The organism is Neoasaia chiangmaiensis (genome assembly GCF_002005465.1).
Taxonomy (GTDB): domain Bacteria; phylum Pseudomonadota; class Alphaproteobacteria; order Acetobacterales; family Acetobacteraceae; genus Neoasaia; species Neoasaia chiangmaiensis.
In genome coordinates this window covers 1,343,439-1,359,555 of sequence record NZ_CP014691.1, presented here as the reverse complement: position 1 = coordinate 1,359,555, position 16,117 = coordinate 1,343,439, and the positions used below count along the sequence as shown (strand labels likewise).

The following is a 16,117-nucleotide window of genomic DNA, read 5'->3' as shown; positions in this document are numbered from 1 at the left end:
AACGATGCGGCGTCTTTTTCCGGTTTTCGCACTGGCCTTCCTCAGCGGCTGCGGTTTTCAGCCGCTTTATGGATCGACGGGCAACGGCAAGCCGGAAGTGGCGCAGCAAATGCAGGACGTGTTTGTCGCCAACATCCCTGAACGGACGGGGCAGGCTTTGCGTCTCGCATTGCAGGAGGCGATGGGTGGCGCGAGTTCGCGGGAGCCGAACGGCTACACCTTGCAGGTCTCGCCCGGGTTCTCCGCGCAGGCGATCGACATTCACGGCGACAACACGTCCGGTCGGACGCGTGAACTCGGCACTGCGCACTGGCGTCTGTTCACGGTCGAACAGACGCCCCGCCTGCTGGCGGAAGGCGATGCCTCGACGCTGGACGGTTATAGCCCGACCTTCGAGCAATATTTCGCGCAGACGCTGGATCAGGAGAATACCGACACGCGGGTGGCCCAGACCCTGGCGGCCAACATTACCCAGCAGGTGGCGGTCTGGTTCCGCACGCACAACAAGCCGGCGACCGGCAATGCGGCCGAAGTGCCGAGTTATTTCGACCCGAACGCCATGCCCAACGCGAACGGGCAGCCTTATGAGAAGGCCGGGCCGGACGGTTTCCCGGCGGCGGCGACAGGGCGCACGGATATGAACGACCACGGCGAATAACATGCCGGTGACGGTATGAAGATCGACGCGCGCGGAACGGGCAGGGCGCTGGCCGATGCGGGCAAGTGGCGTGTCATCCTGCTCTACGGTGACGATATCGGGCTGATCCGCGAGCGTGCCGCCCAGGCTGTGCGCACCGTGGCGGAGAGTCTGGACGATCCTTTCCGGGTCGCGACCCTGGACCGGGAACATCACGATCGGCTGGAAGAGGAGGTCGGCGCTCTATCGCTGATCGGCGGTCGGCGGGCTGTGTGGGTTCGGGACGGTCAGGATGCATTGTTACCGGTCCTGAAGCGGGCGCTGACGCTGGATTCGGATACACTGACGGTGATCGAGGCGCCCGGCCTGACGGCGCGCGGCAAGCTGCGCGCGGCGATGGAGGCCGAGCCGCGTGCCGCTGCGATCGGGTGCTATCCCGAGGAGGGGCGCGCGCTGACCGCCACCATTGGCGACATGCTGCGCGATGCGGGTGTCCGGATCGAGCGCGACGCGCTGGGCTGGCTCTCCGGGCAGCTCGGTGCGGATCGCGTGGCCGTGCGCGGCGAAATCGAAAAACTGATCCTTTATGCCGGCCCGAATGGCACGCTCAGCCTGGACGATGTGCAGGATTGCATCGGCGATGCGGCGGGCGCCACCCTCGAGGATGCGACCTCCGCCGCACTGGCGGGCGAGCGGGCGGTGGCGGACATGGCGCTGGAGCGTGCGCTGGCGGACGGTGTCAGCCCGATTGCGGTGGCGCGGGCCTGTCTGGGTGCCCTGACGCGTCTGTTGCGGGTTTCACAGGCGATGGCGCAGGGGCAGACGCGGGCGGATGCGATGCGTCAACTGAAGCCGCCGGTCTTCTTCAAACGGGCCGAGCGGTTCAATCGGGCGCTGGATCGATGGTCCGTCGAGCTGTTGCAGCGGGCCTGCGCGGAAACGCAGGCGCTGGAACTGGCCTGCAAGCAGACCGGCAGTCCGGACATGGCGCTGTGCGCTCGTCACATCGCGCTGCTATGCAACCGATCGTTTCCGTCACGGAGGCGTGAGCAGACATAATACGCAACCGTTCTCCGATCCAGGGGTTGCAGGTTCTGACAGAGGCGCCGCGGTGCCTGCTTTCGGAAAAACGCGGAGGACGAACGATGAGCGATCAGGAACAGAACAGCGCGCCGACATCCGGTGCCCGGAGGGGTGTCCTGGCTGGCGCGGCTGCCGGTCTGGCGGGCGTAATGGCGGGGAATGCGCGCGCGCAATCGACGTCACAGGGATCGACTGATGCGCCGCCGCTTGCCGATCCGCGCAAGCTCTACCCGCACGAGCCTTTCCCGGCACAGCCGCAGCCATGGCCCGGGCTTGCGTCCAAGATGCATCCTCGGCCCGATCATGGCGAGAAGAGCTACAAGGGCAGTGGCAAGATGGCAGGGCGCAAGGCGCTGATTACCGGCGGTGACTCCGGTCTGGGCCGCGCCACGGCGATCGCCTTCGCACGCGAAGGCGCGGATGTGGCGATCAATTACCTGCCGCAGGAAGAAGAGGACGCGCGGGAAGTCATCGCGCTGATCCGGCAGGCTGGACGCAAGGCCGTCGCATTGCCGGGCGACATTCGTGAAGAAGCATTCTGCCAGAAGCTGGTGGCCGATGCCGTATCGCAGCTTGGCGGTCTGGATGCGCTGGTGAACTGTGCCGGTCGGCAGCATTATCACGAGAGCATTCTCGACCTGTCCACCGAGGATTTCGACTGGACGCTGAAGACCAACCTCTATGCGTTGTTCTGGATCACCAAGGCGGCCATTCCGCATATGCCGCCGGGTTCGTCCATCGTGAACACGGCGTCGAGCAATGCCTACAATCCGGGAGAGATCATTCTGGACTATGCCCTGACGAAAGCGGGTATCGCGAATTTCACGAAGGGACTGGCCAAGCAGATTCTGCCGAAGGGCATACGCGTCAACGCTGTGGCGCCCGGACCTTTCTGGACGGCGTTGCAGGTCTGCGGTGGCCAGCCGATGTCGGCGGTGGAGAAGTATGGCACGACCGTGCCGATGGGGCGCCCGGGTCAACCGGCCGAGATCGCGCCGATCTATGTGCATCTGGCCACGACGGAAAGCAGTTACGTCACGGGCCAGATATTCGGGATTACGGGTGGTACCGGCGCGCCGGGCTGATCGGATCTTACGGGTGAAGGGCGGCCGAGGCCGCCCTTTTCGTTAAAACCGTTGCGAAATTCCGGTCAGGATCGTACGACGGAGTCCGTATTGCGGTGCGCCGACGCCGATACCGCTGCCATCGCGCAGTTCATAGCGCTTGTCGAACAGATTGGTGACGTCCAGACGCAACTGGGTGCGTTTGAGGAACGGAATGTGGAACAGGTCCTGAAACGATTGCACGGCGGACAGATTGAATGTCTCGTATTGCGGTATGGAACCGCCATTCGGGATGTCGGAGTCCATCCGTAATCCACTGCCGTAGACCATGGTCGCGGAGATGCGCAGGGGGTGGCCGGTCTTGTAGAAGGCCGTGTAGCTTGCGCCAGCGGACGCGGTCCAGCGTTGATCGTGGTCCAGATGGATCCAGCGGTGCTGGATATAGGCAAGGTCGTCTGGATCGAAGTTCCACTGGGCGGTGTTGATGTCCTTGCCGATGGCGCGCGACCAGGCGAAGTTGCCGTAGACACTGAACGGACCGCGTTCGTAATCCGTGGCGAACTCATAGCCGTGTACCTGGCCACGGCGGTAGTTGAAGGCGGAAAGAATGATCGGCGAGCCGAACTGTCCTTCGTCGATCAGGTTTTTAGCGATCTTCATGTAGCCGTCGAAGGACGCATGCCAGCCGGGCAGGATCTCCTGCGAGAAGCCGGCATCGAAATAATGATCGCGTTCGGCCTTGACGGTGCTGTCCTGCAGCGTGCCGGGCGCTGCGGAGGTATTGGCATATTTGTTGAGTGACGTGCCCCCGACCAGTTCGAACGGCGGCGGCGTGAAATAGCGCGAATAGCCTCCATGGAACGTGCCGCCGTGCCACGGTTGGTAAACGATATTGAGGCGAGGGCTGACCTGTTTGGAATGCGTGTATTCGTCCACACCGTCGAAGCGCAGGCCGTAATTGATGGTCAGGCCCTTGAGAGGGCGCCATTCATCCTGGGCATAGAGGCCGTAGAGCCAGCCGGTCCGGCCATTGCCGTCATGGATGGAGGCCGTGGTGCCATCGTAAACCGGATTGCCGTCGTCATCGACGCCGCTTTGCGGATACACGGTCGAATCGGTTTTCGAGATATTGCGCTCGACATAGATCTGGTAGCCGAAGCGCACGGTGTGCTGCGCGTTCGCCCGCCATGTCACGTCGGTTTGCGAACCGGTCGAGAAGACCGAGCGCTGGGCACGCTGCGCGATGCCATTATAGACCAGATCGCCCAGCGGGTCGGGCGAATATCCAAGGGAACTGTAGCGCACGACCGCCGAGCTCTGGAGGCTGATCTTGTCGCCGATATCCTTTTGCAGGGACAGGATGCCGAAATCGGTGATCTGCTTCTGTCGTTCGTTCAGGCTGTCGCTGTCCACGCTGCCATAGACCTGCTGCGACAGAGAACTGCCCAGGAAGTTGGGATTGGCGAACTGGCGCTGCTGTCCGGGATTGTTCGGTAGCTGATATTCCGCGTTCGACACGCCGGCCGTCAGGCTGATCCGCGTGTCAGCATCGGCGGTGTAACGGGCGTGGCCGAGAAAATGATACTGGTTGCTGAGGTCGTGCAGCGCGTTGAATTTCGGCGTCGGGTTCTCGATGCCCACGCGATCGTGCACGAAATCGCCAGTGGCGAAATAATCCCATTTGCCGGCGTGGCCGCCATATTGCAGCGACGGGAAGAAGTAGTCGCGCGCGCCACCATAGATCGAGGCGTCGCCACCGGGATCGGCGCTCCCGTTCTTCGTCGTGATGTCGATGACACCGGCTTGCAGGAAGCCGTATTCGCTCGGCAAGGCGCCCGTGGTCAACGACATCGAATGTGCGAAGCGTGTCATCAGGGCCTGCCCGAAGACCGATAGCCCTTCGGGTAGTTCCACGCCGTCCAGCCGGAACTGGATTTCGTTGTGATCGCCGCGGACATGAAGCTGGCCGTAGCTGTCTTGTGCGACGCCGGGTGCTTGCAGCAGGACACTGTTCAGCGGCGCATTGTCGCCGCCGGGAATGGTTTCGATATCGCGACGGGAAAAGCGGTAGGTCGTGGCACCGGTCTGGGGCTGGAGGTTGGCGCGCTGCTGGTCGAGCTTCGCGTTGACGACGATATGCTCTTCACCGGGCTTTGCATCTTCCGAAACGGTCTGGCGCGGGCTGTTGCCGTCGAAAGCGGAGCGGGCACTCTGTGGCGTGCTCGCCAGCGCAGGGGTTGCCGTCTGATCGGTGGTGGTTGTCTGCGCTCTGGCGAAAGAGGGCACAGATCCGGCGGAAACGAGCGCGGAAGCGGCAAGCCAGTAGGTGGCGCGGCGGGAGAAGGGCGAGGAGGTCATCGAATGGCCTGACTTGCTGTGTGGTGATCGTGCTGCTCTCTTATTCTCACATGTTATAACATATCAACTGCTGGATCGTCCGTAGGGTCGTCATTGTTCGACATTGTTGCGTATTAGGCACAACATGACAAAACGTGACTGAACGCATGCGTTTCTGCGATGCTTATGTCGGATGATGTGTTGATGCCTGAAAAACGGGAGTGTTCATGAAACGACGTTTCTTTCTTCAAGCGGCCACCATGACGCCGGCGGCCGCAGCGGCGACAGTGCCGCCTGCCAGGGCGGCTGGAAACGAGGATCGTGGCACGGAGCCTTACGGTGCGTTCGATGTCGTGGCGCGTTTCGACGGGCCCGGTCCGTCCGGGATCGTGGTGCTGCCGAACGGCCGGATTTTCGTTGGTTTCCCGCGGCATGCGGTCAATCATCCCGGCGCGACGCTGGGGGAACTGAAGGACGGTAAGGTCGTCCCGTATCCCTCGGCCGCCTTGAGCCTGCCATCGGGTGCTGCGCCAGCGGACCGTCTGATGTCGATCCATGGCATGACGCTCGATCAGAAAGGGCGGATCTGGGCGATCGACGATGGCAAGCTGGCCGGTCATGCGATTCCCGACGGCGCAGCCAAGATTGTCTGTATCGATCCGGAGACGAACCGGATCGTGCACAGGATCCTGCTCGACGCGCCGGTTCGCCTGCCGGATAGTCACATGAACGATCTGCGCGTGTCCCTGGCGCATGGTCGGGCTGGGATGGTTTTCGTGACCGACTCCTCGTTCGGGACCAGTCCGGGTCTGGTGATCGCGGATATCGCCAGTGGCAAGGTTCGCCGTGTGTTGACCACGCATCCTTCGGCGCAACCGGTTTCGGGTTTCATGGCGATTGTCGAAGGCGAGCCCCGGCAATATATTCCGCATCACCCTCAGCTGGTGTCCGGCGGCATCGACGGCATCGCCCTGACGCCCGACCAGACGCGGCTTTTCTATGCGCCGCTGACCAGTCGGCGTCTCTACAGCCTGCCGGTGGATTTGCTTTCGGACATGAACGCAACCGACGAGGCCCTGGGCGCGGCCGTCAGGGACGAGGGCGAGAAAGGCACGGCGGACGGGCTATGTTTCGACAGGCATGGCCGCCTTTACACGACAAACTACGAACATGACTGCATTCTGCGCCGCGATCCGGACGGCAGCTTCAAGATGATGATTCGCGATCCACGCGCCCTGTCGCCGGACGGGATTTTCGCGACGGACGATCATATCTACTGCACGTTCGGCCAGTGGAACCGGCTTCCGTCATTCAATGAAAAGCACGATATGCGTGTCCCGCCTTATCTGCTGGTGCGCTTCCCGATCGAGGCGCCCGCGCTGTTCAACGCTGTTCCCGGAAACGGGTGATGCAGGAAAGAGCGGCGCAAGGATGAGCGTTTGCTGAATAGGGAATGAACTTTCCGACAGAGCGGATGTTACGTCTGCGATAAGGAGATTACATATATGCCTATTCTACTTTGGCTTCTCGGTGTGCCGTTGCCGATCATCCTCATTATTTTTCTGTTCTTCCGTTGAGGACGCCCGTCATGTCGGGATTTGTTGAAGATCGTGAGGTGGCGGCGCCGCGCGCCGGTATTTCATGGGGCGCGGTCATTGCCGGTGCGGTCGTCGCGGCGGCGACGGGTGTGGTGCTGACACTGCTGGGTGTCGGCTTCGGTTTCTCCTCCGTATCGGTACATGCGGGCAACAACCCCACCGCGCTGACCTTCACGGCCATCGCCGCTGTTTGGCTGATTGTGGTGCAGTGGGTATCGTCCTTTTTCGGTGGTTATCTTGCCGGGCGGCTGCGACCGAACCTGAGCGGTGTCCACGCAACGGAGGTCACCTTTCGCGATACGGCGGCTGGCCTGACGGCGTGGGCTCTGGCAGCCGTGCTGACGGTCGTTGTCGCGGGTAGCGGCATCTCGGGTCTTCTGAAAAACGCAAGCCAGGCGGCATCGCACCATGTGGCGTCTGCGCATGTGGACGCCTATGCGCTCAATGTGCTGTTCCGCTCGCCACAGACCAGCGCCGAGACCGAGCCGGGGCGCATCATGGCGCGACGCATGCTGGTGGAACCGGTTTTGGCGAAGGCTGCGAGTGGGCCACTCAATTCAGCGGATTATGACTATCTGACGCAACTGGTCTCGGCGCAGGCCGGCGTGCCGGGTGACGAAGCCGGTCGGCGCGTCGATGCGGTCATTGCGCAGGAGCAGGATGCGATCGCCCACGCGAAGCAGGCTGCCGACACGGCGCGCAAGTCCGCGGCGGAACTGGCGTTTTATACATGTTTCTCGATGATGGTCGGGGCGTTCATCGCCGCCATTGCCGGTGCGATCGGCGGTCGTCAGCGCGATACGTTCTAACGCCTGCCAACGCGTCACAGCATGGTATGCCATAAAATTGCTTGTTTCAGATTAGAACGAGGCCGGGGGAGAACCCGGCCTCGTTTTTGTCGTTTGGGCCAATCATCATTGAAAGAGGACAGGAACATGATCGGTCGTATGGCGCGCGGTATCGGCATGGCGGTGATCGGGGTGGGCGTTGCCGGGGCGTTGGCCGGGTGCGAGGGCACGGCCGCGCCGGGGCCGACACCGCCCGGCATGCAGGTTGTCGGTTATGGCTATACCTGCAAGGCGGGGATTTACACGTGCAAGATGCCGACGCAGGTGCCGCTGGGCAATCCGTGTTCATGTCCCGGCATTGGTGCGGCGTCCTATGGGAATGTGCATCAGCCTTGATGCCGCATAGCCCTTCGCTTGTGGAGCGCCTATAGAGGCGTCGTTTGCGGAGGAGAGCATGATGGGGATGGACTGGACGACGGGCCTGGCCTGGCTGATTGCCATTCTGTCCCTGCTTGCGGCAATCGCGGCGTGGCTGAGGCCCGGCAGCCGCGATCGTGGTGCGCATGATCTGCTGATGCGTCTCGGTGCGATGCAGGATCGTGCGGCTGCGGATCAGAACGCGGATGCGGAATATCAACGCCAGCGCCTGACCGAGATGGAGCGTGCACTGGCCGGGCGACTGGATCAGTTTCGCCTTGAGATTGCCGATCGCCTCAATGTCCTGACGCGTGGCCTGGGGCAGGATCAGGCCGATGCACGCGTGGCGCAGGCGGATGCGTTGCGGGAGATGGCCCGCGTCAATACGGAGCAGCTTGAGCGGATACGCGCATCGGTTGACGAGCAGTTGCACGTCGCTGTCGAACGGCAGATGCAGACATCCTTCCAGCGTGTTGTGGAACAGTTCACCGCCATGCAGAAGGCGATCGGCGAGGTGACGGCGGTGACGGCGCAGATCGGCGATCTGAAGCGCCTGTTCGGCAACGTCAAGACGCGTGGTGGCTGGGGTGAGGCGCAGTTGCGCGCCATTCTCGACGACGTCCTGCCGCCAGACGCCTACGATCACAATTTTCGCGTGGGGGATGGTGGAGAGGTGGTCGAGTTCGCGTTGCGCATGCCGGTGCGCAGCGCTGTGCCGCCGCGTCTGGCCATCGACAGCAAATTTCCGACTGAAGCCTACGAGCGGCTGCTGGATGCCGTGGCGCGGGCGGACGCGGATGCCGAGCGTGCGGCGCGCCGGGGCCTTGAAAGTGCCATGCGGCTGGAAGCGCGCAAGGTTTCGGAGAAGTATATCCTTCCGCCGTTTACCGTCGAATTTGCCGTGCTTTATCTGCCGACGGATGGGCTCTACGCGGAAATCGCGCGTATTCCGGGACTGATTGATGAGATCGGACGTGTTCATCGTGTGATTGTCATGAGTCCCGCGCTGATTCCGGCGATGTTGCGCACCGTTCATCTCGGATATGTCACGTTGGCGCTGGAAGACCGGACAGACGCCATTGCGCGTCTGCTGGGTCTGACGCGACAGGAGATGCTGCGCATGGACGCCGTGCTGGACAAGCTGGCACGCAGCGCGGGCGCCATGGGCAACACGATCGACGAGGCGCGCCGGCGCACGCGCGTTCTGGGGCGGAAGCTGCGTCACCTCGACGGACCGGCCACGCAGGACGAGGAGGTGGAAGTATTCGATGAGCTTTAAACCGAATTTAGTGTCGGATTCCCGTTCGTTTCGTCATTCATGCCTTCATGATGACCGATGTCACGCAGGACGCGCCGAAGGCTGAGATGGTATCGGTGCCGCGCATTCTCTTCGTGGAAGACGACGAGAGCCTCGCCAATGAAGTGGTCGAGGAGCTGACGGCGCGCGGCTTCACCGTGCGACACGAGGAAACCGGCACCGCCGGGTTGCAGGCGGCTTCCAGCGAGCCGTTCGATCTGATGATCCTCGATCGGATGTTGCCGATGCTCGATGGCCTGGCTGTCATCGAGAAGCTGCGCGCGCAGAATATCTATACGCCCGTGCTGGTCCTCTCCGCGCTGTCGGCTGTCGACGATCGTGTCAGCGGGCTGAAAGCCGGCGGTGACGACTATCTGACGAAGCCGTTCGCGATGGACGAACTGGCGGCGCGTCTCGAGGCGCTGATGCGTCGTCCGAACGACACGCGTGCGACGATGTTGCGCGTCGGGCCGCTGGAGATGGATCTGATCGATCGAAGCGTCCGGCGCGACGGGCGCGAGATCGAGTTGCTGCCACGCGAGTTCCGCCTGCTTGAATATCTCCTGCGCAGGCCCAATCAGGTGCTGACGCGCACGATGCTGCTTGAGGATGTCTGGAATTACCGGTTCATCCCCCAGACAAATCTCGTGGATGTCCATATCGGCAAGTTGCGGCGCAAGGTCGATGCGCCGGATGAGACGCCGTTGATCCAGAGCATTCGTGGGGCCGGATTCATGTTGCGTGTTCCGGGCTGATATCTTCCGGACGGCGACGTTCCGTCTGACACTGGCGGTCGTCGGCGCCATGATCGGCGCGATGGTGCTGCAATTCGTGCTGGTCTTCGTTCAGTTGTCGCATTTCGAGGCGCATCGTTCGGAGGTGTTACTGAAGCGCGAAGCGGACGTTCTGGTGCATGAAACGCCCGCGCGGCTGGAGTACGAGGTCCGCGAGCGGGCGCGGGACAATCTGCGCATCGTCCTCAATGGCGCGGGGCTCTTCGACTCCGGGTTCCATCCGCTGGCCGGCGATATCAAGACGTGGCCGGATGGTCTGGTGATCGATGGGGAGGTGCATCAGCTGCGCGTGCAGCCGCCGGAAGACGCACCTTACGAGATGCGCTTCCTCGCGGTGCGCGTGCCCGGCGATCGCGTTCTGGTGCTGGCGCATTCGCTGCATATGTTGACCGAACTGCATTACATGACCCGCCGTGCCGTCTGGATTTCAGTGTTGCCGATCGTGGCGTTCGCACTGATGACCGGTATCGTCCTGAGCCACCGCGCGCTGGCACGCGTGAAGATCATGCACGAAGCCATCGACCGGATCATGGATGGTGATCTGCATGAACGCCTGCCGGTGGCGCGGGAGCGGGACGATCTGGAAAGGCTGGCCGGATCGGTGAACCGGATGCTGGACCGGCTTGAGCACCTGCTGGACGAGATTCGCGATGTGGGGAACGACATCGCCCATGATCTGCGCACGCCGCTGACACGCGTGCGGGCCCGACTGGAGCGTGCGACGTCGCGGCCGCACGATACCGATTACCTGAACGGCGTCATCGGGCAGGCGACGCAGGATCTGGATCAGTGCTTTTCGGTCATCACGGCACTGCTGCGTATCGGCGAGATCGAAAACGGTCGGCGGCGGGCAGGCTTCGCGCGTGTCGATGCCGGCATGATCGTAGATGACATCATCGATCTGTATGAACCGATCGCCGAGGCGCAGGGCATTGCCCTGACGTCGGAGACGCAGGATCGCGACCGCCTGTTCGTGTTCGGTGATCGCGACTTGTTGATCGAGGTTCTGGCGAACCTGATCGACAATGCATTGAAGTTCACGCAGGCGGGGGGCGCCGTGGTGATCGCGGCACATCTCAACCATGGGGCACATGCCGCGCCGGGAGAGGGTGACGTGGTCCTGAGCGTCGCCGATACGGGTATCGGTATTGCCGAAAGTGAGAGGACGGCGGTGCTCGGGCGGTTCTACCGTTCGGATAAAAGTCGTCATATTCCCGGAAGCGGCCTGGGCTTGAGCCTCGTTTCGGCGATCCTGCGTCTTCACTCAGCCAGCCTGACAATCCGGGCGGCGAGCACGCGTGAGACAAACCCGGGCTGTATCTTCGAGATCGGTTTCCCGTGGCATGGCGTCGAGGCGTTGGCGGATGCCGATGGGGTCTTGAAGGACGTTACGCACTGTAACAGGGCGAGTCTCGAGAACCGCGCCGTCATCGAAACTTAAATTCCAATTTCCTTGTCGTTTCCGGTCGGGGCTGTATTGCTGGACCCGATTGGAAGGGGCTACGCGATGTTTCCTGGAAGTAACCGATGCGTCATGGCGCATGCGGCTAATCTCCCGCGTCTGCGCGTCGGGAAGTCGGCATGAACGAGATTGTCGTTACCGCATTAAAGCGGCCTTATACGTTTGTCGTTCTGTCAATTCTTATTCTGATATTCGGTATCCGGGCGATCTTCACGACGCCGACTGACGTCTTTCCGAATATCAACATTCCGGTGGTTGCGGTTGTCTGGTCCTATACGGGACTAATGCCGGAAGATATGTCCGGTCGCGTCGTCTACTATTACGAACGCTCACTGACCGCGACGGTCAACAATATCGAACATATCGAAAGCCAGTCGTATTACGGCCGCGGTATCGTCAAGATCTTCTTTCAGCCGGGCACGGATACGGCTGTGGCGCAGACGCAGATCACGTCCGTCTCGCAGACTGTCATCAAGCAGATGCCGACGGGTGCGACGCCGCCGTTGATCCTGACCTACAATGCCTCTTCCGTTCCGGTTCTGACGCTGCAGATCAACGCGCAGAACATGAGCGGCTCCGATATCTACAATATGGCGTCCAATCTGATCCGGCCTGAGCTCGTGTCGGTGGCGGGCGCGGCGATCCCGAACCCTTATGGTGGTCTGGCGCCGGACATCATGGTGGATATCGATCCGACCAAGCTGATGGCCCACAATCTGTCGCCGGTCGATGTCTCCAAGGCGTTGAACACGCAGAACATCGTTCTGCCTGCCGGTGACCAGAAGATCGGTGCGCTGGATTACATGGTGCATACGAACGCCGCCCCGCTCGACGTGGATGTGTTCAACAACATGCCGATCAAGCAGGTGGGCAATTCCGTTGTCTATTTGCGCGATGTGGCCTGGGTGCATCGTGGCGGGCCGCCGCAGATGAACATGGTGCTGGTGAAGGGTCACCAGGCCGTGTTGATCGTCATCATGAAGAGCGGCAATGCCTCGACGCTCGAAGTGGTCGCGGGCGTCAAGAAACTGCTGCCGCAGATCATCAGCACGTTGCCGAAGGGTGTTTCGATCAAGATCCTGACGGACGCGTCCAGTTTCGTGAAGGATTCGGTCGAGGACGTCGTGCGTGAGATGGTCATTGCGGCCGTGCTGACCAGCCTCGCGGTGCTCCTGTTCCTTGGCTCGTGGCGCTCGACGGTGATCGTGGCGACGTCCATTCCGCTGGCCATTCTCTGCTCCGTGATCGGGCTGGGGCTGGCAGGGCAGTCGATCAATGTCATGACGTTGGGTGGCCTGGCGCTGGCCGTTGGTATTCTCGTCGATGACGCGACCGTCATGATCGAGAACATCGATGCCCATCTGGAGATGGACAAGGATCTGGAGACCGCGATCATCGATGCGGCCAACCAGATCGTCATTCCGACCTTCGTCTCGACGACCTGTATCTGTATCGTGTGGATGCCGCTGTTCGAGCTGACGGGCGTTGCGGGCTGGCTGTTCATGCCGATGGCCGAAGCGATCATCTTCGCGATGATCGCCTCCTTCATTCTGTCGCGAACACTTGTGCCGACGATGGCCAACTACATGCTCGCGGCCCAGGTGGCGGCGCATCGCAACCATGACGACATGCAGAAGAAGGGCTTCTTCGGGCGTTTCCAGCAGGGCTTCGAGCGTGGTTTCGCGAATTTCCGGGAGCGTTATCAGGAGGTGCTCATCGGGCTGATCGCGATCCGCGGGCGTTTCGTGACCCTGTTCCTGATCGCGGCCGTCAGTTCGATGGGGCTGTTGTATTTCATCGGTCAGGACTTCTTCCCGGAGATCAAATCCGGCTCGTTGCAGATGCACATGCGTGCGCCGATCGGAACGCGCATCGAGGAATCGGGCAAGATTTCCGGCCTGGTGAACCAGAAGATCCGCGAGACCCTGCCGGGGCAGGTGGAAGCGATCGTGGATAACTGCGGTCTGCCGTTCTCGCAGCTCAACCAGGCGTTCATCCCGACGCCGACCGTCGGCACGGAGGACTGCGATCTCACGATCTCGCTCAAGAACGACGAAAGCCCCACGGCGGAATATCGTCGCAAGGTGCGGCGGGCGCTGATCGACGCGTTCCCCGGAACGCAGTTTACGTTCCAGCCGGCGGACCTGACGGCGAAGATCCTGAACTTCGGTCTGCCGTCGCCGATCGACGTGCAGATCGTCGGGCGCGACCTTTATGGCAACTTCGCTTTCGCCAACCGACTGGCTCAGAAGATGCGCCGCATCACGGGTCTGACGGATGTCGTCGTGCAGGAACCGATGACGCAGCCGACGCTGGCGATCAACAACCGTCGCAGCTTCGCCCTCGGCACGGGCATCACCGAGCAGGACGTGGCGCAGAACGCGCTGGTCGTGCTGTCGGGCAGTGCGCAGGTCGGGCAGACCTATTACCTGAACCGCCAGGGCACGTCGCAGTTGATCGACGTTCAGACGCCAGCAAACTATCTGCAGACGCTGAACGATCTGGAGACGGTGCCTATCGATCGTGGTGATGGCAATCCGACGAACGCGCGGCCGCAGTTGCTGGGCGCGCTGGCGGATATCGAGCAGGTCGGCACGCCGGCGGAAGTCGCGCATTACAACATCATGCCGGTTTTCGATGTGTATGGCGCGAACGAGGATCTCGACCTCGGCACGGTCTCGCGCGAGGTCGAGCGGGTGGCCAATAGCATGCGGTCCGAATTGCCGCATGGTTCTCAGTTGGTGGTGCGCGGTCAGGCGACGACGATGAACGGCGCGTATGTGCAGTTGATCGTTGGTCTCGCGATGTCCATCACGCTGGTCTATCTGATCATCGTCGTGAACTTCCAGTCCTGGCTCGATCCGTTCGTCATCATCACGGCCCTGCCGGGCGCGCTGGGCGGAATCGCGTGGAGCCTGTTCCTGACGCATACGGCCCTGTCGGTGCCGGCGCTGACGGGGGCGATCATGTGCATGGGCACGGCGACGGCCAACGCCATTCTGGTCGTGGCCTTTGCCCGGGAACGACTGGAGTTGCATGGCGACGTGATCAAGGCGGCGATCGAGTCCGGTTACGAGCGTATCCGGCCCGTCGTCATGACGGCGTCGGCGATGATCATCGGCATGATCCCGATGTCGATCAGCAACTCCGACAATGCGCCGATCGGCAAGGCCGTCATTGGCGGACTACTCGTGGCGACCGTGGCGACATTGCTGTTCGTCCCCTGTGTTTTCGCCATCATGCATTACAAGAAGCCGCAGGAAAGCGGCGCTGAAGGAGGCCACGCGTGAGCCAGGTGCACCAGCCAACCCCGCATCGCAGCGGCCGCTCACGGCTTATCCTGCTGGTGCTTGTCGCCATCGCCATCATCCTGGCGATCTGGGGCATCGTCGAGCGCAGTGCGCATTACAGCGCCCTGACCAGTGAGGCCGATGAAGAGTCCAAGCCCACTGTCTCGCTCATCCAGGCTGAGCCGGGGCCGAAGGTGCGTCACCTGAACCTGCCTGCCAATCTGGCGGCGTGGTATCAGGCGCCGATCTATGCGCAGGTCTCCGGCTACGTGAAAATGTGGTACAAGGACTATGGCGCGCACGTGAAAACGGGCGACGTCCTTGCCGAGATCAATACGCCGAGCCTCGATGCGCAATACGAGGCGGCGAAGGCGAACTACAATGTGGTCATGGCCCGTTACCGGCTGGCGGTGATTACGGCGGATCGCTGGGCGGCGTTGAAAGGCACCCAGGCGGTATCCCGCCAGGAGGTGGACGTTCAGGCGGCCAACGCGGCGGCGGAGAAGGCGCAGGTCGATCAGGCGCAGCATGAAGTCGATCGTTACGTCGCGCTGGAGAACTTCAAGAAGATCGTGGCGCCGTTCGATGGTGTCGTGACGTCGCGCCTGGTCAATGTCGGCGATTATGTGAATGCCGGCGGTGGTGATGTGAACTCCCGCGGGAGTGCATCGGAACTGTTCACCGTTGCCGATATGCATCGCATGCGCGTCTTCGTCTCCGTGCCGCAGGATTACGCAGCTGTGATCTCCGACAAGTTGCGCGCGAAGCTGACGGTGCCGCAATATCCCGGCAAAGAGTATCAGGCTGAATTCCTGGCGACCGCGCAGGCCTTCAACGCCGCAACCCGCACGGTGACGACGGAATTGACCGTAGGTAACGATGACCAGACATTATGGCCCGATTCCTATGCGACGGCGCATTTCGAGGCGCCGGGTGATCCATCCGTCCTGATCCTGCCCGAGAACGCTCTGCTGTTCCGTGCCCAGGGCATGCAAGTGGTTGAGATCGTTAACAATCGCGTCCATCTGGTGGACGTGAAAGTCGGCATCAACTTCGGCACGACGGTGCAGATTCTGGGCGGTGTGACCACGCACGACCAGATCGTCGCCAATCCGACGGCGGACATGCTTGAAGGGCAGGAGGTGCGCGTCCAGCCGCCGACGCCGGGCTACAACGAGGCGACAGCCATGCCGCGCAGGAACGTGCCGAATCCTCATGACGATACCCGGGCGATGCCCGAGGACAACAGTCCGTCACCGGAGGCCGGGGCGCGCCAATGATCTTGCATGAACATAAGCAGCATCGCCGCGTTCGCAGGCGGCGGGCGCTTCGCCGGACGGGCGCGGCGTT

12 protein-coding genes are annotated in these 16,117 nt (G+C 62.0%); 11 read left to right on the top strand and 1 reads right to left on the bottom strand.

Annotated elements, in window-relative coordinates; genetic code table 11:
- The first annotated feature begins 4 nt into the window (after positions 1-4).
- The 3 genes from A0U93_RS06465 (at position 5) to A0U93_RS06455 (ending at position 2,805) form a co-directional block, all read left to right on the top strand.
- Entirely contained in the window at positions 5-658 is a 654-nt protein-coding gene (locus tag A0U93_RS06465; RefSeq protein ID WP_077806617.1) for a hypothetical protein, read from the top strand.
- A 15-nt stretch (positions 659-673) separates the two neighbouring features.
- Positions 674-1,696 carry a DNA polymerase III subunit delta gene (gene holA, locus A0U93_RS06460; RefSeq protein WP_077806616.1) on the top strand — a complete coding sequence of 341 codons (1,023 nt, stop codon included), beginning with the start codon at positions 674-676 and terminating at the stop codon, positions 1,694-1,696.
- A gap of 86 nt (positions 1,697-1,782) precedes the next feature.
- Complete coding sequence (locus A0U93_RS06455) at positions 1,783-2,805, top strand: SDR family oxidoreductase (protein ID WP_077806615.1); 1,023 nt, start codon at positions 1,783-1,785, stop codon at positions 2,803-2,805.
- Positions 2,806-2,847: 42 nt separating this feature from the next.
- On the opposite strand, the gene A0U93_RS06450 is transcribed toward A0U93_RS06455, so the two are convergent.
- The gene (locus A0U93_RS06450) at positions 2,848-5,142 is read right to left on the bottom strand and encodes a TonB-dependent receptor (protein WP_077806614.1); all 2,295 of its coding nucleotides are present in this window, start codon (positions 5,140-5,142) and stop codon (positions 2,848-2,850) included.
- A 206-nt stretch (positions 5,143-5,348) separates the two neighbouring features.
- Here A0U93_RS06450 and A0U93_RS06445 point away from each other — a divergent pair, with 206 nt between their 5' ends.
- The 8 genes from A0U93_RS06445 to A0U93_RS06410 all read left to right on the top strand — a co-directional run bounded on the left by A0U93_RS06445 (position 5,349) and on the right by A0U93_RS06410 (position 16,047).
- Entirely contained in the window at positions 5,349-6,530 is a 1,182-nt protein-coding gene (locus tag A0U93_RS06445; protein WP_077806613.1) for an SMP-30/gluconolactonase/LRE family protein, read from the top strand.
- A 179-nt stretch (positions 6,531-6,709) separates the two neighbouring features.
- A complete protein-coding gene (locus A0U93_RS06440; protein ID WP_077806612.1) occupies positions 6,710-7,528 on the top strand; it encodes a hypothetical protein in 819 nt (272 codons plus the stop codon).
- Positions 7,529-7,654: 126 nt separating this feature from the next.
- Positions 7,655-7,903: a hypothetical protein gene (locus A0U93_RS06435; protein WP_147150749.1), complete on the top strand. Its 249-nt coding sequence runs from the start codon at positions 7,655-7,657 to the stop codon at positions 7,901-7,903.
- 58 nt (positions 7,904-7,961) lie between these two features.
- Positions 7,962-9,203: a DNA recombination protein RmuC gene (locus A0U93_RS06430; protein WP_245825127.1), complete on the top strand. Its 1,242-nt coding sequence runs from the start codon at positions 7,962-7,964 to the stop codon at positions 9,201-9,203.
- A 47-nt stretch (positions 9,204-9,250) separates the two neighbouring features.
- Positions 9,251-9,976, top strand: a complete 726-nt coding sequence (locus A0U93_RS06425) for a response regulator transcription factor (protein WP_077806611.1) — start codon at positions 9,251-9,253, stop codon at positions 9,974-9,976.
- Complete coding sequence (locus A0U93_RS06420; protein ID WP_077806610.1) at positions 9,963-11,456, top strand: sensor histidine kinase; 1,494 nt, start codon at positions 9,963-9,965, stop codon at positions 11,454-11,456. The genes A0U93_RS06425 and A0U93_RS06420 overlap by 14 nt, the downstream gene beginning before the upstream one ends.
- 140 nt (positions 11,457-11,596) lie before the next feature.
- The gene (locus A0U93_RS06415) at positions 11,597-14,767 is read left to right on the top strand and encodes an efflux RND transporter permease subunit (protein WP_077806609.1); all 3,171 of its coding nucleotides are present in this window, start codon (positions 11,597-11,599) and stop codon (positions 14,765-14,767) included.
- Positions 14,764-16,047, top strand: coding sequence for an efflux RND transporter periplasmic adaptor subunit (locus A0U93_RS06410; RefSeq protein WP_077806608.1), 1,284 nt, complete (start codon positions 14,764-14,766; stop codon positions 16,045-16,047). Before A0U93_RS06415 ends, A0U93_RS06410 begins: the two co-directional genes overlap by 4 nt.
- The last annotated feature ends 70 nt before the right edge of the window (positions 16,048-16,117 follow it).

Bases quoted from the DNA above. Each gene is read 5' to 3' on its own strand.
- A0U93_RS06440 (WP_077806612.1), top strand. From the start codon at position 6,710: ATGTCGGGATTTGTTGAAGATCGTGAGGTGGCGGCGCCGCGCGCCGGT.
- A0U93_RS06425 (WP_077806611.1), top strand. From the start codon at position 9,251: ATGATGACCGATGTCACGCAGGACGCGCCGAAGGCTGAGATGGTATCG.
- A0U93_RS06455 (WP_077806615.1), top strand. From the start codon at position 1,783: ATGAGCGATCAGGAACAGAACAGCGCGCCGACATCCGGTGCCCGGAGG.
- A0U93_RS06430 (WP_245825127.1), top strand. From the start codon at position 7,962: ATGATGGGGATGGACTGGACGACGGGCCTGGCCTGGCTGATTGCCATT.
- A0U93_RS06450 (WP_077806614.1), bottom strand. From the start codon at position 5,142: ATGACCTCCTCGCCCTTCTCCCGCCGCGCCACCTACTGGCTTGCCGCT.
- holA (WP_077806616.1), top strand. From the start codon at position 674: ATGAAGATCGACGCGCGCGGAACGGGCAGGGCGCTGGCCGATGCGGGC.
- A0U93_RS06435 (WP_147150749.1), top strand. From the start codon at position 7,655: ATGATCGGTCGTATGGCGCGCGGTATCGGCATGGCGGTGATCGGGGTG.
- A0U93_RS06465 (WP_077806617.1), top strand. From the start codon at position 5: ATGCGGCGTCTTTTTCCGGTTTTCGCACTGGCCTTCCTCAGCGGCTGC.
- A0U93_RS06445 (WP_077806613.1), top strand. From the start codon at position 5,349: ATGAAACGACGTTTCTTTCTTCAAGCGGCCACCATGACGCCGGCGGCC.
- A0U93_RS06415 (WP_077806609.1), top strand. From the start codon at position 11,597: ATGAACGAGATTGTCGTTACCGCATTAAAGCGGCCTTATACGTTTGTC.